Origin of the sequence: Devosia aurantiaca, assembly GCF_011058215.1 — a bacterium.
GTDB classification, from domain to species: Bacteria; Pseudomonadota; Alphaproteobacteria; order Rhizobiales; family Devosiaceae; genus Devosia; species Devosia aurantiaca.
Map to the genome: position 1 here is coordinate 574,569 of NZ_JAALFG010000002.1, position 17,007 is coordinate 591,575.

Consider the following 17,007-nt stretch of genomic DNA (forward strand, 5'->3'; position numbering starts at 1 on the left):
CGGATTCTCGCGCGGAAGATCAGCTGTCAAGAAAACAGCCCGAGCCTTAGACCGAAACCGCAGCCTTGATATGCGGATGTGGGTCGTAACCCTCGAAGGCAAAATCTTCGAAGACGAAGTCCTCAATGCGCTTGCGCTCGGGGTTCATCACCAGCTTGGGCAGGGGACGCGGTTCGCGCGTGAGCTGCAGTTGCGCCTGTTCGAAGTGGTTGGAGTAAAGGTGCACGTCGCCAAAGGTGTGGACGAAGTCGCCGACCTCGAGATCGCACACCTGTGCCACCATATGGGTGAGCAGCGCATAGGACGCGATGTTAAAGGGCACGCCGAGGAACGTGTCAGCCGAGCGCTGGTAAAGTTGGCAGCTGAGCTTGCCGTTGGCGACATAGAACTGGAACAGGCAATGGCAGGGCGGCAGCGCCATGTCGTCGACTTCGGCAGGGTTCCAGGCCGAAACAATATGACGGCGCGAGTCCGGCTTGGTCTTGATGCTCTCGATGACATTGGCCAGTTGGTCGATCTTGCGCCCATCCGGGGCCGGCCACGAACGCCATTGCGAGCCGTAGACCGGGCCAAGGTCGCCGTTTTCGTCCGCCCACTCGTCCCAGATCTTGACGCCATGCTCCTGCAGCCAGCGCACATTGGTCTCGCCGCGGATGAACCAGAGCAACTCATAGATGATGGATTTAAGATGCAGCTTCTTTGTGGTCAGCAGCGGAAAGCCCTTCGATAGATCGAAGCGCATCTGGTAGCCGAACAGCGAGCGCGTGCCGGTGCCGGTGCGGTCAGACTTGTCGGCGCCGTGTTCGAGAATATCGGAGAGAAGCTTCAGGTAGGGTTGCATGGCACCGCTGTCGATCAACGCGGTACTCTAATACCGCCTCTGCTACTGACAGCAGCGATCCATGCTACTGCTACAGTGGAGGCATAGGAGAGCTACGATGAGTCCGCAACTACGGCCGCTACGCAAGCGCGAAGATATGCCCGACTTTGTCCGCGAGGCACTGGACGCCAGGGGCCTGCGCGAAAATTACGACGCCCGGCCACCCTATCAGCGCAATGACTATTTGCTGTGGATCAACAAGGTCAAGCGCGAGGAGACCAAGCGCAAACACCTTGAACAGATGTTGGACGAGCTCGAAAGCGGCGGCGTCTATATGGGCATGACCTGGACCGGCGACCGCTAGGCCAGCGCGCTTTCGAACACGGTTTCGTCCCGCTCCCACTGATGGGTCTGGTCGATATAGGCGACTGCCCAGGCAAAGACCTTTTGCATTTCCATGAGGTCACCGGCCGCAATGGCGTCGGCAAGAAGGTCGTTCATTTCCATCTTCGCCGGCAGGTGCCCGAGCGGTCCGACCCGCTCGAACTCGACGCCGATCCCGGCATTGATCCAGCCGCCGACCATGCCCGCAAAATCTTCCGAAACCAGAAGGACGACAGCTCGAGGATCAGGATGGTGATCGTGTCGTTTTCCATCGCCTCGGAGCGGATCACGACGCCGCTTTGCTCGGGATGCCAGTCGGGCCCGAGCTCTTCGAGAAAAAAGTAGCCGCAATAAAACCCGCGGCAAACCTGCGGGCGAACGTCGTAGACCGTGCAGCCCTGCCCTTCGACGCAATGAAGGCACGTCGAATTGGCCGGCTTCTTGAGCTCGGGTACGCGGATGGGCGCAAAGGTGCAGCAGGCGGTGCAACCCCCGCAATTTCGCCCCTCGATCGGGGTCCAGCCTATTTTGTCGTCATCCATTTGCATGTCGTCCAACGGTCACCTATATAGGTCTTGCCCGCAAGGGATATGGCGATAAACGGTCATTGTAATAAACCCATCGGACCCGGGGCAGTACCCGGCGTCTCCACCATCTCCTCCCGAAAGGGGTGAGCCAATGGGGACGAAACAGGATCGACGAGGGCGTAAAGAGTGTGCTTTTGCTCGGTGAGGTACCACCGTTATCGGTCCGAAACTTATAGTTGCTAATGACAACAATAAGGCTCCAGTCGCTCTCGCCGCCTAAGCGGTGCTAGCATTGGGAAATTAAGTCCTCCGCCCCTAGCCGGGCGACAGGCGGGGTTCGCAGGCACCTGGCAACAGAAGCCTGCACTTCCTTTCATAGCCCATCAGCCGCTTCGCCTTTGTCCTTGAAATCTTGGGGAACGTAGGGCTGATATGGGCCGTTCGGGAATCGAAGACCCGGTAGGAGTTGCGTCATGGCCGAAGACTATTTGCGATACGACATTCTCGCCCAGGAAGCCCTGCGCGGCGTCGTGCGCAAGGTTTTGGCTGAAGTGTCGCGGACGGGCCTGCCCGGCGACCACCATTTCTTCATTTCCTTTGCCACACGGGCGCCGGGCGTACGCATTTCCGAAGAACTGCTCAAACAGTACGACAAGGAAATGACCATCGTCCTGCAGAACCAGTATTGGGATCTCAAAGTCACCGAGAGCGCCTTCGAAGTCGGCTTGAGCTTCAATGGCCAGCCGGAAATTCTGGTGATCCCCTTCTCGGCCATCAAGGGCTTCTTCGACCCCTCCGTGCAGTTCGGCCTGCAGTTCGATCCGGCCACCGCTGGCCGTGACGACGGCGAAGCCGCGGCCGATGCGGCCACGATTGCTGCCGCGGAAACCAGCGATACCCCGGCAGAGCAGCCGGGCGAAAAGGTCGTCAGCCTCGACGCCTTCCGCAAAAAGCCCTGACAGCATGGGGACCCATGGATAAGCGGTCCTTCTCCATCGCCGGCCACCGCACCTCGATCGCGCTTGAGGCAGACTTTTGGCGCGGGCTCGAAGCCATGGCCTCCGAACGAAGCATAAGCTTGGCCGGTCTCGTCCGCGAAATTGACGAAACGCGAGAAACCGCAAATCTGTCGTCGGCAGTCAGGCTCGCCGTGCTCGGCTGGTATCGGGCAAAAGCTGAGCCAAGTGCCCCTCAAAATCGACTGATTGACGCCATTGCCCATCGGCTGGTTGACCTGCGGTTGGAAATCGAAGGCACCGGGCGTAACCGTTGTCGTCGGCGCGGGAGCTGGCGTCGGCTGGGGCTCCTGCGCTTGCTGCTGTTGTAGCTCAAGGGCACGAGCCGCTTCCTCAGCCGCAATCCGCGCGGCCTCCGCCTCGGCTCGTTGGCGCTGCTGTTCGGCGATCAGGCGATTGCGCGCCTCGGCCGCCTCCCGCTGCCGCGCCTCGTCCGCAATGCGCGCTTCCTCGAGACGGTCGACCTCAAGCTCGTTCGCCCGCACCTGGATGGCAGCGACCATTTCAGTAAGATCCACCCTAATTTCAGGAGAAGCCAGCGTGCCGCCGATCGTTGTGACGATACGGGCAGTATCTGCCTGAACGAGGCCGTTGGGATCCACATAGTCGCGCGGTGTCAGAACGAACGACCCATCGAGCCCCAGCCGAGCGAGAATGAGGTTTAGGCTGCCCGCAAGGCTCCGCCCTGCCCCTCGATGATGAGGTTTGCAAGCCGAGCCGTCCCACCGGCAATGGTAAAGGCGCCTTGCGCCAGGTCGGCGGTGAAGTCGCCTTGCGAGAGACCAAGCCCGGTCAGAGTTTCAAGAGTATCGGCATCGGTATTGAGCGGGTCGTCGATGGCCGCGACTGTCGGGAACACCGAAGGCGAAAGACCGGTCGCGGCAAAATCGGCAACGGAGAAGTTGCCCTCGCCGGTCATGGCGCGCATCACATCGGCCAAGCTGGCGCCGGTGCCTTCGAACTGGAGGCCACCATCGACCAGCCCCGCAAGTCCGCTGGCGAGCGGACCGGGCGTCAGCGCATCCAGATCGACCCCGGCGAGCGTCACCCGACCCGAAAGGGTCCGGTCGGTGAGCGGTCCGGAACAGCAGAGCGTCACATTCATCGCCAGCGTACCGGCTCCGATGTCGGCCTGGAGATTCCGCAGGTTGATCGCATCCGCGTCCCAGCCATAGCTGAACTCGGTTGGGCCGAACACATCAACGCCATTGGCCGTGACTTTGCCAGCATTGATCGAAACATCGCCACGCGATGAGCGCTGCTCTGTATCAGCCGCAAGCGGCCCTTCCGGCCACGGTCCGGTCTCCGGCGCCACACCAAGCAGCGCCTCGGTTCCGAAAAAGGCTGCAGCGAGACCGCCCGCATCCAGCGCATCCGTTTCGAGCGACCCGGACCAGCTGGGCATTTCGCCGGTGCGGCCCAGCGTCAGCGTGCCGCGCACACCTTCGTTGCCGACCACGGCGGAAATATTGTCGAGAACCACGGAGGTGGTGCCATCGAAGCGAAGGGCGGCACTTGCATCCACCGCACCAAGGCTGGCGCCAGCCGCGCCCGCTAGCGCGGCTAGACCATTGCCGGCGTCGAGTTGCGCCTCCAAAGTTCCCGCACCACTGATCTGGCCGTCGGCTGCCACGGCAAGGTCGCCGAAATAGCTCAGCGACTGACCGCCTTGGCTTAAGGCCACCCGGCCCTCGAAGCCTTCCGTGGCGCTACCGTCCACAAAGAGGCTCGCAACCAGCGGCTCCGGACCATCGAACAGCACCCGATCGGCAAAGCCGAACTGTGACTGCACGGCGTCTGCCTGACCCTCTAGCGAAGCAACCAGACGGAGGTCCCCTGTCGTGAGCGCCGGCAGGCCATCCGCCATCTCGGCACGCAGATCGAAGTCCCCTTCCCCCAACGTCCCGCTCAGGGTCAAAACCTGAGCCGCGCCCGTGTCGCCATCGCTGAGCACAAATTGCAGCGCAGCCGGCCAAGCGCCGGCAAGACCCTGCTGCCACTCGAAGGGGAGACCGGCAGCCTCATAGATCAGCTCCAGAGCCGGCGAATCGGCTTCCAAGACGTCGATGTCGCCAGACCCGGTGATCCGTGGAGCGTTCAGCGCTCCGGCGATGCTTGCTTTGCCATCGACGCTCAGACCGCCCCAGCCCGCGACGTTCAGCTGGGAGAAGGAAAAAGTCTCGGGCGACCACTGCGCGTCCGCGACGAGGTCGACCGCCGGCAGGCCTAGGACATCGACACTGTCGGCCACGAGGCTGACGCTGCCATGCGGGAAGGAATGACCAAAGCTCGTATCGGCCACATTGGGCAACAGGGCCTGCAACGCTGCCGTTTGCGTGGCGCTCAGCGTGCCCAAAGTAGCCTTGCCGTCAAAGCGCGGTTCGTCGCCAAAACCGATCCGCATCTCAACCGAATGCGTCTCGCCCGAGAAGGTAAAGCGCCCCCAGTCAGCCCGAAGGCATTGCCCGCCAGCAACAGCCGGCCGTTTAGGCTGCCGGGTTGGTTAAAGAGGGGATTGTTGTCCTGCGGCTTGCGCCAAAGAGCTGACAGCGCATCGAGCCGCTGCGACGTCATCGCCAGGTCGCCCGCAAAGCCCGCGCTCCCGGCGTCGCTCGTCACCGTGCCCGAAACGCGCAGCTCCGTCTCGCCGGGAAGGTTCGCGACCGCCTGTTCGATGGCCCAGGAACGGCCATCCGTCGTGGCGTCGATCCGCACGTTGCGCAAGGCAAAGCCGCGCAGCGTCGCTTCGGCGAGATCGATACCCAGCCGTCCCGGAATAGGAGGCAGGGGCGGCGCCGAAACCTCGCTCAGCAAGCGCACGAATTCATAAGGCAACTCGCCGGGGATTTCAGTGGCATCGCGGGGCGGCAATGCAAAACCCCGCCCGAGACCACGGCATCGAAGCTGTTGCGGGTGCCGAATTGCACGCTGGCAGCGCCGGTAAGCCGGGTCGCAGCGCGGTTTTCGTCCGGCATCAGGGTGAAACCGCTGAGCACGGCGCGATCGGTCGACGCAGTAACCTTGCTCTCCAGCACCAGGTCGCCTCGGATATCGTCGGCCGCTTCCACACCAGGCGGAGCTTGGCGATAGGTCAGCGTGCCGTCAAATTTGGGCGCCATGCCAGCCGTAAGAAGTCCCTCGGCGCTGACGGAATAAGCATTGGCCACTTCCCGCAAGGATGCAGAAAGCCGCGAAATGCCTTCCGCGTCGCCCGGACCCGTGCTGAAGCGCACATCGTAGCGGCGCTCGCCATAGTCGGCGAAACCCTGAAACTGGAAGGGTCCGGTAAAGCTCGCCAATCGGAAGTCGCCGTCCACCCGCTCCGCGGCATAGACTTCTTCCGATCGCAGATCGGTCAGCCGGACACGCCCATTGGTGATCCGCGCCTGGCTCAGGACCACGCCGGCGCCACCTCCGGCAATGTCGATGCCACTGCTGAAAAAACCGCTCTCATCGAGCACCAGTTCGACCTGCGGCTGGTTAAGCGTGAGGGCGGTGACGGTGTAATTGTCGCGCAGAAAATCGACCAGGGCGAACTCGGCTTCCACGGCCTGGACGGTCGCTGCCGGGGACTCGATATCTCCGACCACGACGTCGGAGAATTCGAGCCGCGGCGTCGGCAACAGCGAAAACGAAATATTGCCCCGAATCGAAACATCGGCGCCAAGAACCCCGGTGGCCAGCTCCTCCATGCGGTCGCGATAGTCGCTCCACTGGATAAAGCGCGGCGCAATAAAGGCGCCTGCCAGCACCATGATGGCCAGAACGCCGACGATGATGTAGATGCGATTAAGCACTGTGGCCGTTCGTTTATGCTAAGAACCTGGCGCAAGTGTATGCACTTGCAGCCCTTGTGCAAGCCGGTGCCGCAGGAATTGACAGCGCGGTCCCAATCGCGCGTGACGTCCATGTGAGCGGCTGCGCTTCTATACAGGGCCCCTCGCCATCCCTATATTGAAACGAGAACAAATCAAGATTCGTCAAGGTCTGGCATGCCGCCTATCGCGGCGCCGGCCCCGGAACAAAGCACCGCATGCCCGAACCTCTTCCCCTGCACCGCCCGCAAGGCGGTCCGATTACCAGCCAACTGAAACGACAGGCCGCGCCGGCGCCGGAATATCTGGCTGGGCTCAATCCGGAACAGCGTGACGCCGTATTGACGACCGAAGGCCCGCTTCTGGTTCTGGCCGGTGCAGGGACGGGCAAGACCCGTGTGTTGACGACCCGCATCGCCCATCTCCTCAACGAGCGCAGGGCTTGGGGCAGCGAAATTCTTGCGGTGACCTTTACCAACAAGGCCGCCAGCGAAATGAAGAAGCGCATTCATGCGCTGGTGCGGACGCTCGACGGCTTACCGTGGATGGGCACGTTCCACTCCATTTCGGCCCGCATCTTGCGGCGCCATGCCGAACTGGTCGACCTCAAGCCGCAGTTCACCATCCTCGATACCGACGACCAGATCCGCCTGATCAAGCAACTGCTTTCTGCTGAGAACATCGACGAAAAGCGGTGGCCCGCGCGGCAGTTCGCGGGAATGCTGGACGCCTGGAAAAACCGCGGCTGGTTGCCGAACGACGTGCCGGTCGCCGAAGGCAGCTTCTTTGCCAATGGCAAAGCATTGCGGCTATACGCCGATTACCAGGCGCGGCTCAAAGTGCTGAACGCCGCTGATTTTGGCGACCTGCTGCTCGAATGCATTCGCCTCTTCCGCGAAAATCCGGAGGTCCTGGCGGAGTATCACCGCAAGCTGAAATACATGCTGGTCGACGAGTACCAAGACAGCAATACGGCCCAGTATCTCTGGCTCCGCCTGCTGGCGCAGGGCAAGCCTGCCCCGGAAGCCAATATCTGCGTCGTGGGCGACGACGACCAGTCGATCTACGGCTGGCGTGGCGCCGAGGTCGACAATATCCTGCGCTTCGAGAAGGACTTTCCCGGCGCCAAGGTGGTCAAGCTCGAGCGTAACTATCGGTCTACCGCCAATATCCTCAAGGCAGCCTCAACCCTGATCGCCTTCAACGAAGGCCGGCTCGGCAAGACTCTCCACACCGATATCGCCGAGGACGGCGAAAAGGTCTCGGCGACCTTTGTCTGGGACAGCGAAGAAGAAGCGCGCACGGTCGGCGAAGAGATCGAGCAGTACCAGCGCCAGGGCGAAAGTTTGAACTCCATGGCGATCCTCGTGCGCGCGCCTCGTTCCAGATGCGCGAATTCGAAGAACGCTTCATCACGCTCGGGCTGAACTACCGCGTCATTGGCGGTCCGCGCTTCTATGAGCGCAAGGAAATCCGCGACGCGCTCGCCTACCTGCGCCTCGTGGCGCAGCCGGCCGATGACCTCGCCTTCGAGCGCATCATCAATGTGCCCAAGCGCGGCCTGGGGGACTCGACCGTCAACATGCTGACCGCAACCGCGCGGCACCAGCGCGTACCGCTGCTCACCGCAACACGGCTGATGATCGAGACCGAGGACCTCAAACCCAAGCAGCGCACGACATTGCGGGCACTGGTGACGCAGTTCGACGACTGGGCCTACCGCGCCGAAACCCTGCCGCCCTATCAGCTTGTCGAGCAGATCCTGGAGGAAAGCGGCTATATGGACATGCTGGCGGCCGACAAATCCGCCGAAAGCGAAGGCCGCAAGGAAAACCTCAAGGAACTCAGCCGCTCCATGGAAGAGTTCGAGACCTTGGGCGGCTTTCTGGAACACATCTCGCTTGTCATGGACCGCGACAGCGCCGACGCCAGCGACGCCGTTTCCATCATGACCATGCATTCGGCCAAGGGCCTGGAATTCGAAACCGTGTTTCTTCCCGGCTGGGAGGATGGCACCTTTCCCAGCCAGCGCTCAATGGACGAAAGCGGTCGCGCCGGTCTCGAGGAAGAACGCAGGCTCGGCTATGTCGGCATCACGCGCGGCCGCAAGCGCGTGCGCATCTCTTCGACGCAAAACCGCCGCATCCACGGCTTATGGCAAAGCGCAGCCCCTCGCGCTTCCTCGATGAACTGCCACCGGACGCTGTCGAAGTCATCCAGACCGGCTCCTCCTACGGTGGCTACGGCTATGGCGGCGGTACCTCTACCCGCTTCAACAAGGCCGACCCGTTTGAAAGCGTCTATGAAACGCCCGGCTGGCAACGGGCCCGCGCGCAGCAGGCCACGCGCAAGGGCGGTGGGCCGCTCACCATCGAAGGCGAACTGGTGGCCCGCTCCGTCGACCTCGGCGGCCAATCCAGCGGCTACGCTCTGGGCGACCGGGTCTTTCATCTGAAGTTCGGCTATGGCGACGTCAAAAGCATCGAGGGCAACAAGCTCACCATCGAGTTCGAGAAGGCCGGCACCAAGAAGGTGCTGGAGAGCTTCGTTAAGAAGGGCTAGCGCCCTTGTACTAAGCGCAACCCTTCCCACATCCTCCGCACCAACAGGAGGATACCCATGATCATCTCGACCACGCCCACGCTCGAAGGCCGTCCGATCCGCGACTATCTCGGCATCGCCACGGGCGAGGTGATCGTTGGCGCCAATATCTTCAAGGACCTTTTCGCCGGCATCCGCGACATCGTCGGTGGCCGTGCTGGTGCTTATGAGTCGACGCTCCGCAGCGCGCGCGAGCAAGCCTATCGCGAGCTCGCCGAAGAAGCCCGGCGCATGGGAGCGGACGCCGTAGTCGGCGTCGACATCGATTACGAGGTCGTCGGCCAGAACGGCTCGATGCTGATGGTTTCGGTGTCGGGCACGGCGGTCAAGCTCTAGCCATTGACTTGGCGGCCTCTCCTGCCCCAATGGGCCCAAACCATTTCAGAGGCCGCCAATGTCCGTCGACCAGCTCTCCGTTTCGCTTACCAAGGAACAGGCCTACGCCCTTGTCGACGCCGTGGCCGAGCGCGAAGAGCTGGCGCTGACCGCCTCTGCACACGAAAACGAGGACACTGGCGAATGGGTATTTGAAGCCGCCTGCGACAGCCCGCCCGACCTTGAAGCCTTCAACGCTCTGGCGCAGCAAGTGCTGGGCGGCACGGTGCAATTTTCGGTCGAGCCGATCGACCCGGAAGTCAATTGGGTCGCCAAGTCGCTGGAAGGCCTGGCGCCGGTCACCGCTGGCGGTTTCTACGTCTACGGCAGCCACGAGACCAGACCGATCCCGGAAGGCCTGACGCCGATGCGCATCGATGCGGCTCAGGCCTTCGGCACCGGTCATCATGAAACTACGACCGGGTGCCTCGAAGCCATCGAAGCCGTGCTCGCCAGCAAAAGCCCGAGCGACATGATCGATGTCGGCACCGGCACCGGCGTGCTCGCCATCGCCCTTGCCAAGCGCACCGGCAAAAAGTTCTCGCCACCGACATCGACCCGATCGCCATCACCACGACCATCGAGAATGCGCGCGACAACGATGTCGGCGAGCTGATCGAGACACTGGTGGCCACCGGACTGGATCACCCCGCAATCGCTTCGCACGCGCCTTACGACCTCGTTGTCGCCAACATTCTTGCCGGCCCGTTGGTGGAACTGGCGCCCGGCATGGGCGTAATCACCCAGGCAGGTGGCACTGCCATCCTTTCGGGCATCCTCAACACCCAGGCAGACGGCGTGATCGAGGCCTACCAGCGATCAGGCTTCACCCTGCGCGATCACCTCAAGCGCAAGGACTGGACAACGCTGGTGCTGGAAAAGCGTTAGCTCAAAACTGCAGCTTCTTAGACCTCATGGTGAGCTTGTCGAACCACGAGGTCGCGCGAGTGGAGCATCGAGTGCCACGACCTCGTCCTTCGACTGGCTCAGGATGAGGTCTACTGAAGCTGTCGTCTGTGGAGAGCGAAAGCAAACGGCACAAAAACAAAATCCCCGAAGCAGGCTTCGGGGATCGGGGCTTGATCGTCAGCTAGTGCTGCAGCAGCCTCAGGGGCGCTTGGTTACCGCGCCGATCAGCTGGTGCTGCATGCGGTAGCTGACCTGGCGGGTGGCTTCGCGGCTCCGGGCGTCGATAAGGCCACCCAATGCGCTGCGGAAACCATTCTTGCTCTCAGTCATTTTCCACTCCATGCGACGGACAGGTCTATTGCCATCCGACATCCTCTATCTAGGCTGTTCGCGCCACCTTGGTTAGGGGGTCGCCGGCAAGCCAGCCATGCCGAAGATGCACAGCGTCCTTAACGGCTATTCACCTTGTTGCGGGCACCATGGTCACGCTCGTACTGCGCGACATAACGCTCCGCCTGACGGGTGCGGCCCTCGACGATGGCGTCGAACGCACGCTGAAAGAAATTCTTGTCCTTGTTCATTTTTCGTCTCCGCGATCCATGCCCTTAAGATAGGGTCCGGGCGCGCGTACACCAGCGCCTGAGACTCACGACAGCCATGCCCGCTGCGCATGCAAAACCCGGCCTTGCGTCAGGAAAAATCATGACCGAAACATCCTTCCTACCCGCAAAATTCCAGAGTTTTGAGGAAAAGTCCGACCCGAGCCAGGTTGCACCCCGACTGGCCGATCTGCGCGCCGCCATGCAATGGGCGCATGTCGATGCCTTTCTGGTCCCGCGCGCCGATGCGCATCGCGGAGAGTCCGTGCCCGCCAGCGAAGCGCGTCTGGCTTATCTCACCGGTTTTACCGGCTCGGCTGGCATGGCGGTGATCGGCATTAAGAAGGCCGGTCTTTTCGTCGACAGCCGCTACACGCTCCAGGCGCCGGCGCAGACCGACACCAACAAGATCACCGTTCATGAGGTCGGCCAGGGCGGGGTCAGCCCCGACATCAAGCTCTACGTGCCCAAAGGCGGCACGCTGGCCTACGATCCCTGGCTGCACACGCCCGGCGAGATCCGCGACATCACCGAAAAGCTTGCCGGTCACGCCAAGGTCGTGCCGCACGACAATCTCGTCGATCATGTCTGGCAGGACCGCCCTGCCCCTCCGGTGAGCCCGATCGAATTTTTGGGCCACAATCGCGCCGGCAAGACCTCTTCCGACAAAATAGCCGATCTGCGGGACACTCTCGCCAAGGAGGGCGCCGACGCTGCGGTGCTGACGCTGCCGGAATCGATCTGCTGGCTCTTCAACATGCGCGGCCGCGACGTGCCCAATACGCCGTTTGTGCTCGGCTTCGCCATCGTGCCAAGATCCGGCCTGCCAACGCTTTATCTCGATAAGGCCAAGATCACCCCGAGATCGAAAAGGCCTTGGACGGCATCGCCAAGGTGGCCAAGAGCACCGGCATGGCCAAGGCGCTCGAAAAGCTCGGCTCCGGCCAGAAAGCCGTCTTGGTCGATCCGCAGTCGGCGCCGGCGGCCGTTGCCAATACGCTGCGCCAGGCCGGTGCCCGCGTCATCGAAAAGCGCGATCCGGTGCTGGGCCCGAAGTCGATCAAGAACGAGGCCGAACTGGCGGGCATGCGCGAAGCGCACAAGCTCGACGGCGTGGCGCTGGCCAAATTCCTGCATTGGTTTGACGGTGAGGCGCCCAAGGGTCAGCTGACCGAGATCGGCATCGTCACGGCGCTCGAAGCTTTCCGCCGCGAGGAAGAAACCTGCGTCGACGCCAGCTTCGATACCATTTCCGGTGCTGGCCCCAATGGCGCCATCGTCCACTACCGGGTGACCAAGAAGACCGATCGCACCCTCAATGCTGGCGAAATCATGCTGGTCGACTCAGGCGCGCAGTATCTGTCCGGCACGACCGACATTACCCGCACCCTTTTCACCGGCTCGGCGACGGCAGAACAGAAGGACCGCTTTACCCGCGTCCTCAAGGGCATGATCGCCATCTCGTTGGCGCGCTTCCCGCGCGGCACCACCGGCGCGCAGATCGATATCCTGGCGCGCCAGTATCTCTGGCAAGATGGGGTGACCTATAATCACGGCACCGGCCACGGCGTCGGCGCCTTCCTCGGCGTACACGAGGGGCCGGTCGGCATCTCCTCGCGCTACACCACGCCGTTCGAGCCCGGCAATGTAATCTCCAACGAGCCTGGCTACTACAAGACCGGCGAATACGGCATCCGCATCGAAAACCTGATTGTCGTCAAGGAAGCAGAAGCCTTCTCCGGCTTCCTCGAGTTCGAAACGCTAACCCTGGCGCCGATCGACACGCGCTTGATCGATATGGATCTGCTGACGGAAACGGAACGCAACTGGCTCAACAGCTTTCATGCCCGGGTCTGGTCGGAGATCGGACCTCTCGTCGCTGGAGAGACCAAAGACTGGCTGAAAAAAGCAACGGCAGCGATCTAGCACTCAGGGTGCCCAACCTTCGTTTGTCACCCCGGTCTCCGCCGGGGTGACAATGGGCGGTGTTACTGCGCTTCCGCCTCTGCAAAAATTTCGGTCAGCCGATAAGAGAATTCATCGTTCTCGCCGGCAAGATCGTCGATCTTCCAGCTGCCATCCTCGAACACCAGGTCATAGGTGATCGCTCGAGGCTCACCGAAATTGGTGAAGCTCACATCCACCGTGGCCGTTTCGCCATCGATGACCGGCTCACCGATCTCAAAGTTGGCGATTTCGAAATCCTGCCCATCGATATAGGGGTCAAAGCTCAGCGCGCCCATCTCCCCTTCCGGCGTGTTCTCGGCGTCTGCCTCAAAAAGCGCATTCAGAGCCTCAGACCGAAACTCGGCTTCATCCTCGGAGAACTCGCCGCTGAAATAGGGTGCGTAAACCGCCTCGAGCAGCGCCTCCGGCGTGTCGAATGGCTGCGCCGCAGCAAGTCCGGTGAGGGCAAAAAATGCCACGGAGGCGAAAGCAAGAAGGCGCATCGGAAGCTCCTGAGCGAACGTTAGTTGAACCATAAGGCAAAGAGCGGCCAATCGTCGCCAAAGACGCGATTGCCATCGGCAAAATCTTGCGCATCGGCGATTGGTCCATCGCGCAGGAACGGCACGGCGCCCTGCCCCGTGAGGATGAGCACGAGATCGGTTTCCGTCGCTTCTGCAAAGTAAAGTGCTAGGTCGAAACCTTGCCGGAAACGCCAATGCGGCAGCAAGAGCTCGCCGGCAAGCACGGCGTCGACCCGGTCGAGCGTTGCGAGCCAGGCGTCGACCATCTCCTGGGTGACCCGCTGCCCCGGCACAAGTGATGTCTGGCTGGGTGATGGCACCAGTTCCAGATTGTCGTCAGTCTCGGCAAGGATCGCGTCCCAGTTGCGGCGGGATAGCGCCGGGATGGCCTTGAGCCGATCGAGCACGCCGGCAAGCCGGTCGCTATCGGTCACGGGGAAGCGCAGCATGTGGATGCCAGCGATCAGATCGGCGATGCCGGCATCGCTGTCCGCGTCCATGAACAGCGTCGCGCCCGAAGCATAGTCCGCCATGGGCAGCCCTGCCTTGGGAAAAACCCGATGCAGGTAGGCGTCATAAAAGGCATGGAAATCATGGGCCAACAGCCAATCAAGCGGCGCCGCAACAACCTGGCTATAGCCGGCGAGCCAAAGCGCATCGGCCCGATCCAAGCCGATACCTTGGGAAAGGCCGGTGACACCCTTCGACTTCTGCTTTGCCGTCAACTCCTCGGCGCCACTGCCGAACAGGGCGGCGGCAAAAGGCGCGAAGGTTTCGTCAGCCCCCGTCGTGCCGTCGCCATCGACGTCGAGCCTGACGCGAAGCGGATCGAGAACAATCACATAGTCGCCGCTCTCGCCCGCCTGTTCAAACAAATCGCGTGCCGTGTCGAGCGAGGCGATCGTTTCATCGAGCACCGTGCGCGCAGCGCCGCATAGCTTAGCGGCTGTGGATCGGGGTTGATCGGTCCGGTATCGCCTGCATCCATGGTGCCGATGCCGAAAATCAAGGCTGCCGCCGTGTTGCCGGGGACGGTCGCGCCATGCCGGTACAGGAATTGTGACAGGCGCTCATAGGCAAAGCTCAGCTCGCCCAGACCCGCGCCGAAACACGCTTCCCTGTCGTCCGCATCGCATTTGGCGGCAAACCCATCCCGTTCCTGCGCCAGGCTGCCGTCATAGGCAGCAGCGATGACGGCGTCGCCGGTTTCTCCTGCCAACGCTGGCAGTGCCAAAAGCATCAGCGCGATCGCGACCAAGCTGCGCATGGCGTTCGTCATTTGCCCACCCGCGCGAACCATTCGTCTTCGCTGATCACTTCAACCCCGTGCTCCTGCGCTTGCTTGAGCTTGGAGCCCGCACCGGGACCAGCAACCAAAATGTCGGTCTTCGCCGAGACCGACCCCGCCACTTTCGCCCCCAGTCGCTCGGCCATGGCCTTGGCTTCGGATCGCGACATCTTTTCAAGCGTGCCGGTGAAGACCACGGTCTTGCCGGCGATCTGGCTATCCGCTGAGATCGTCACCACGTAGGGGTTCGGCTTGACCTGCTCGAGCAGCTTTGCCAGCGCCTCGTTGTTGCGTTCGTTGCCGAAAAACTCGGCCAGCGCTTCGACCACGGTGGCCCCAATTCCATCGATCGAAGGGAAAACGCTCATCGGATCGGTAGCGACCGCGATCTCGCGTCCCGCCTCCTGCAGCTTTTCGACGGACCCGAAGGTGCGTGCCAGAACCGAAGCTGTCGTTTCCCCGATGTGACGAATGCCCAGGGCAAAAACGAAGCGATCAAGCTCTGGATCGCGCCGCGCGTCGATAGCGGCGAAAAGCTTGTCGAGCCCTTCATAGTTCCGGTCCTCGACGCTTCGAACATTCTTGCGGGCTTTGCCGGAAAGGGCCTCCCGCTGCCGCGCCTGCTCCTCGCGCCGCTCGGCGAAGGCGCGCTGCACGTCGGCACGCCGGTCTTTGAGCGTGAAGATATCTGCCGGTGTCTTCACGAGGTCCTTGCTGAACAAGAGCTCGATGTTTTCCGCGCCCAGCCCTTCGATGTCCATCGCGCCGCGGGATACGAAGTGGCGCAGGTTTTCCACCGCCTGCGCCGGGCAGAACAGTTCGCCGGTGCAGCGTCGGCGCGAATCTTCCTTGCCGGTCTTCTCGTTGATCTCGCGTACTGCCGGCGAGCCACAGACCGGGCAGGTTTCGGGCATGTGGAAAGGCTCGGTGCCAGCCGGGCGCTTGTCGATCAATACATCGACGATCTGCGGAATGACGTCACCGGCGCGCTGGATAGTGACGGTGTCGCCGACCCGAATGTCTCGACCGTCCCGGATCGGCAGCCCATTGCTGTCGCGACCAGCGATATAGTCTTCATTGTGTAGCGTCGCGTTGACCACGGTGACGCCGCCGACGCTGACCGGATCGAGCCGCGCAATCGGCGCCAGGGTGCCGGTTCGGCCGACCTGGATCTCGATGTCGCGAACGGTGGTCGTCGCCTGTTCGGCCGGGAATTTATGGGCAATTGCCCAGCGCGGCTCGCCAGTCACAAAGCCCCAACGGCGCTGTAGCTCGAGCTGGTCGACCTTGTAGACCACGCCGTCGATGTCATAGCCGAGTGCGGAGCGCTGGCTTTCGATGAGCTTATATTGAGCGATCAACTCTTCGGCCGAAGCCGCCCGGACCATCAGCGGGCTGATCGGGAACCCCATTCGGCAAATTTCTGCACCGCCTCGAACTGGGTCGGCGCGGGGTCGGCAGTCGTATAGCCCCAGGCATAGGCAAAGAACCTGAGGTTGCGGCTCGCCGTGATCGACGGGTCCTTTTGGCGCAGCGAGCCTGCCGCCGTGTTGCGCGGATTGACGTAGTTCTGTCCGCCAGCGGCAGCGGACCGTTCCTTGAGCGCCTGAAATTCGGCATAGGTCATATAGACCTCGCCGCGTATTTCGATCACCTCCGGCCAGCCAGCACCTTTGAGCTTGTGCGGAATGTCGGCGATGGTCCGCAGATTTGCCGTAATATCCTCGCCCACCGATCCGTCGCCACGCGTCGCGCCCTGGACAAAGACGCCATTCTCGTAGCGCAACGAGGCGGAGAGGCCATCGATCTTGGGCTCGGCAGTAAAGGCGAGATCCAGCCCCTCGTCCTTCTGGAAAAAGCGGCGTCCACGCTCGATAAAGTCGAGAACGTCCTGATCGGTATAGGCCTTGGCAAGGCTCAGCATTGGCACGGCATGCCGCACCTTGGAAAAGCCTTCGGCCGGGGCTGAACCAACCTTGCCGGTGGGGCTATCCGTCCGCACGAGTTCCGGAAAAGCGCCTTCGAGCTCGGCATTGCGGATGCGCAGGGCATCGTATTCGGCGTCGGTAATCTCCGGCGCGTCATTCTGATGATAGGCCACATCGGCGCGCGCGATAGCATCCGCAAGCCGCTCGAGCTCCACGCGGGCCGCGTCCTCGGTCAGTTCGGAAATGGGCGTTTGGGACAGGTCGGACATGGGGA

19 protein-coding genes, 1 other RNA gene and 3 pseudogenes are annotated in these 17,007 nt (G+C 62.1%); 11 read left to right on the forward strand and 12 right to left on the reverse strand.

The window, feature by feature from the left end; genetic code table 11:
* Positions 1-46: 46 nt before the first annotated feature.
* The gene (locus G5575_RS10460) at positions 47-841 is read right to left on the reverse strand and encodes a thymidylate synthase (protein WP_164534261.1); all 795 of its coding nucleotides are present in this window, start codon (positions 839-841) and stop codon (positions 47-49) included.
* Positions 842-938: 97 nt separating this feature from the next.
* Between G5575_RS10460 and G5575_RS10465 the strand changes: the two genes are divergently transcribed.
* Complete coding sequence (locus G5575_RS10465; RefSeq protein ID WP_164534262.1) at positions 939-1,184, forward strand: YdeI/OmpD-associated family protein; 246 nt, start codon at positions 939-941, stop codon at positions 1,182-1,184.
* Here G5575_RS10465 and G5575_RS10470 read toward each other — a convergent pair.
* Positions 1,181-1,321, reverse strand: a complete 141-nt coding sequence (locus G5575_RS10470) for a hypothetical protein (protein WP_164534263.1) — start codon at positions 1,319-1,321, stop codon at positions 1,181-1,183. The genes G5575_RS10465 and G5575_RS10470 overlap by 4 nt on opposite strands.
* A complete protein-coding gene (locus G5575_RS10475) occupies positions 1,318-1,746 on the reverse strand; it encodes a hypothetical protein (protein WP_164534264.1) in 429 nt (142 codons plus the stop codon). The genes G5575_RS10470 and G5575_RS10475 overlap by 4 nt, the downstream gene beginning before the upstream one ends.
* Between G5575_RS10475 and ssrA the strand changes: the two genes are divergently transcribed.
* From ssrA to G5575_RS10495, 4 genes are all read left to right on the forward strand, one after another.
* Positions 1,743-2,099, forward strand: a transfer-messenger RNA (tmRNA) gene (gene ssrA / locus G5575_RS10480). The two genes, G5575_RS10475 and ssrA, sit on opposite strands and share 4 nt — an antisense overlap.
* Before the next feature lie 105 nt (positions 2,100-2,204).
* Entirely contained in the window at positions 2,205-2,690 is a 486-nt protein-coding gene (locus G5575_RS10485; protein ID WP_164534265.1) for an SspB family protein, read from the forward strand.
* A 14-nt stretch (positions 2,691-2,704) separates the two neighbouring features.
* On the forward strand, positions 2,705-3,058 hold the full coding sequence (locus G5575_RS10490) for a ribbon-helix-helix domain-containing protein (RefSeq protein WP_164534266.1): 354 nt from the start codon (positions 2,705-2,707) through the stop codon (positions 3,056-3,058).
* Between the two features lie 57 nt (positions 3,059-3,115).
* Positions 3,116-3,412, forward strand: a complete 297-nt coding sequence (locus G5575_RS10495) for a hypothetical protein (protein ID WP_164534267.1) — start codon at positions 3,116-3,118, stop codon at positions 3,410-3,412.
* On the opposite strand, the gene G5575_RS10500 is transcribed toward G5575_RS10495, so the two are convergent.
* Genes G5575_RS10500 through G5575_RS10510 form a run of 3 tightly spaced genes read right to left on the reverse strand, consistent with a single transcriptional unit; the run spans position 3,409 to position 6,544 of the window.
* Complete coding sequence (locus G5575_RS10500; protein WP_164534268.1) at positions 3,409-5,151, reverse strand: AsmA-like C-terminal region-containing protein; 1,743 nt, start codon at positions 5,149-5,151, stop codon at positions 3,409-3,411. The two genes, G5575_RS10495 and G5575_RS10500, sit on opposite strands and share 4 nt — an antisense overlap.
* Positions 5,091-5,561: a hypothetical protein gene (locus G5575_RS10505; RefSeq protein ID WP_164534269.1), complete on the reverse strand. Its 471-nt coding sequence runs from the start codon at positions 5,559-5,561 to the stop codon at positions 5,091-5,093. The genes G5575_RS10500 and G5575_RS10505 overlap by 61 nt, the downstream gene beginning before the upstream one ends.
* Positions 5,555-6,544 carry an AsmA family protein gene (locus tag G5575_RS10510; RefSeq protein ID WP_164534270.1) on the reverse strand — a complete coding sequence of 330 codons (990 nt, stop codon included), beginning with the start codon at positions 6,542-6,544 and terminating at the stop codon, positions 5,555-5,557. The genes G5575_RS10505 and G5575_RS10510 overlap by 7 nt, the downstream gene beginning before the upstream one ends.
* A gap of 236 nt (positions 6,545-6,780) precedes the next feature.
* Here G5575_RS10510 and G5575_RS10515 point away from each other — a divergent pair.
* The 4 genes and pseudogenes from G5575_RS10515 (at position 6,781) to G5575_RS21110 (ending at position 10,426) form a co-directional block, all read left to right on the forward strand.
* Positions 6,781-9,124 (forward strand): annotated as a pseudogene (locus G5575_RS10515) (ATP-dependent helicase).
* A gap of 57 nt (positions 9,125-9,181) precedes the next feature.
* Positions 9,182-9,499, forward strand: coding sequence for a heavy metal-binding domain-containing protein (locus G5575_RS10520; protein ID WP_164534271.1), 318 nt, complete (start codon positions 9,182-9,184; stop codon positions 9,497-9,499).
* Between the two features lie 58 nt (positions 9,500-9,557).
* Positions 9,558-10,154 carry a 50S ribosomal protein L11 methyltransferase gene (locus G5575_RS20380; protein ID WP_164534272.1) on the forward strand — a complete coding sequence of 199 codons (597 nt, stop codon included), beginning with the start codon at positions 9,558-9,560 and terminating at the stop codon, positions 10,152-10,154.
* On the forward strand, positions 10,118-10,426 hold the full coding sequence (locus G5575_RS21110) for a 50S ribosomal protein L11 methyltransferase (RefSeq protein ID WP_328766096.1): 309 nt from the start codon (positions 10,118-10,120) through the stop codon (positions 10,424-10,426). The genes G5575_RS20380 and G5575_RS21110 overlap by 37 nt, the downstream gene beginning before the upstream one ends.
* A gap of 219 nt (positions 10,427-10,645) precedes the next feature.
* Here G5575_RS21110 and G5575_RS21115 read toward each other — a convergent pair whose 3' ends face one another.
* Positions 10,646-10,777 carry a hypothetical protein gene (locus G5575_RS21115; protein WP_267911604.1) on the reverse strand — a complete coding sequence of 44 codons (132 nt, stop codon included), beginning with the start codon at positions 10,775-10,777 and terminating at the stop codon, positions 10,646-10,648.
* 119 nt (positions 10,778-10,896) lie between these two features.
* Complete coding sequence (locus G5575_RS21120) at positions 10,897-11,028, reverse strand: hypothetical protein (protein WP_268904411.1); 132 nt, start codon at positions 11,026-11,028, stop codon at positions 10,897-10,899.
* 220 nt (positions 11,029-11,248) lie between these two features.
* Between G5575_RS21120 and G5575_RS21745 the strand changes: the two are divergent.
* A pseudogene (locus tag G5575_RS21745) lies at positions 11,249-11,851 on the forward strand (aminopeptidase P family N-terminal domain-containing protein); the annotation flags it as partial.
* Positions 11,852-11,922: 71 nt separating this feature from the next.
* Positions 11,923-12,972, forward strand: coding sequence for an aminopeptidase family protein P (locus G5575_RS21750; protein WP_328765962.1), 1,050 nt, complete (start codon positions 11,923-11,925; stop codon positions 12,970-12,972).
* Positions 12,973-13,034: 62 nt separating this feature from the next.
* Here G5575_RS21750 and G5575_RS10540 read toward each other — a convergent pair whose 3' ends face one another.
* The 4 genes and pseudogenes from G5575_RS10540 to ligA all read right to left on the reverse strand — a co-directional run bounded on the left by G5575_RS10540 (position 13,035) and on the right by ligA (position 17,002).
* Positions 13,035-13,496: a DUF3828 domain-containing protein gene (locus tag G5575_RS10540; RefSeq protein WP_164534274.1), complete on the reverse strand. Its 462-nt coding sequence runs from the start codon at positions 13,494-13,496 to the stop codon at positions 13,035-13,037.
* Between the two features lie 20 nt (positions 13,497-13,516).
* Entirely contained in the window at positions 13,517-14,434 is a 918-nt protein-coding gene (locus G5575_RS10545; protein WP_164534275.1) for a hypothetical protein, read from the reverse strand.
* Complete coding sequence (locus G5575_RS10550; RefSeq protein WP_164534276.1) at positions 14,356-14,784, reverse strand: hypothetical protein; 429 nt, start codon at positions 14,782-14,784, stop codon at positions 14,356-14,358. Before G5575_RS10550 ends, G5575_RS10545 begins: the two co-directional genes overlap by 79 nt.
* An 8-nt stretch (positions 14,785-14,792) precedes the next feature.
* Positions 14,793-17,002: pseudogene (gene ligA / locus G5575_RS10555) on the reverse strand (NAD-dependent DNA ligase LigA).
* Between the last annotated feature and the right edge of the window lie 5 nt (positions 17,003-17,007).

Coding starts and splice junctions, on each gene's coding strand:
- G5575_RS10540 (WP_164534274.1), bottom strand. CDS start 13,496: ATGCGCCTTCTTGCTTTCGCCTCCGTGGCATTTTTTGCCCTCACCGGA.
- G5575_RS10520 (WP_164534271.1), top strand. CDS start 9,182: ATGATCATCTCGACCACGCCCACGCTCGAAGGCCGTCCGATCCGCGAC.
- G5575_RS10470 (WP_164534263.1), bottom strand. CDS start 1,321: ATGAACGACCTTCTTGCCGACGCCATTGCGGCCGGTGACCTCATGGAA.
- G5575_RS21115 (WP_267911604.1), bottom strand. CDS start 10,777: ATGACTGAGAGCAAGAATGGTTTCCGCAGCGCATTGGGTGGCCTTATC.
- G5575_RS10460 (WP_164534261.1), bottom strand. CDS start 841: ATGCAACCCTACCTGAAGCTTCTCTCCGATATTCTCGAACACGGCGCC.
- G5575_RS10490 (WP_164534266.1), top strand. CDS start 2,705: ATGGATAAGCGGTCCTTCTCCATCGCCGGCCACCGCACCTCGATCGCG.
- G5575_RS10485 (WP_164534265.1), top strand. CDS start 2,205: ATGGCCGAAGACTATTTGCGATACGACATTCTCGCCCAGGAAGCCCTG.
- G5575_RS10475 (WP_164534264.1), bottom strand. CDS start 1,746: ATGGATGACGACAAAATAGGCTGGACCCCGATCGAGGGGCGAAATTGC.
- G5575_RS10550 (WP_164534276.1), bottom strand. CDS start 14,784: ATGCGCAGCTTGGTCGCGATCGCGCTGATGCTTTTGGCACTGCCAGCG.
- G5575_RS20380 (WP_164534272.1), top strand. CDS start 9,558: ATGTCCGTCGACCAGCTCTCCGTTTCGCTTACCAAGGAACAGGCCTAC.
- G5575_RS21120 (WP_268904411.1), bottom strand. CDS start 11,028: ATGAACAAGGACAAGAATTTCTTTCAGCGTGCGTTCGACGCCATCGTC.
- G5575_RS10465 (WP_164534262.1), top strand. CDS start 939: ATGAGTCCGCAACTACGGCCGCTACGCAAGCGCGAAGATATGCCCGAC.
- G5575_RS10500 (WP_164534268.1), bottom strand. CDS start 5,151: ATGCGGATCGGTTTTGGCGACGAACCGCGCTTTGACGGCAAGGCTACT.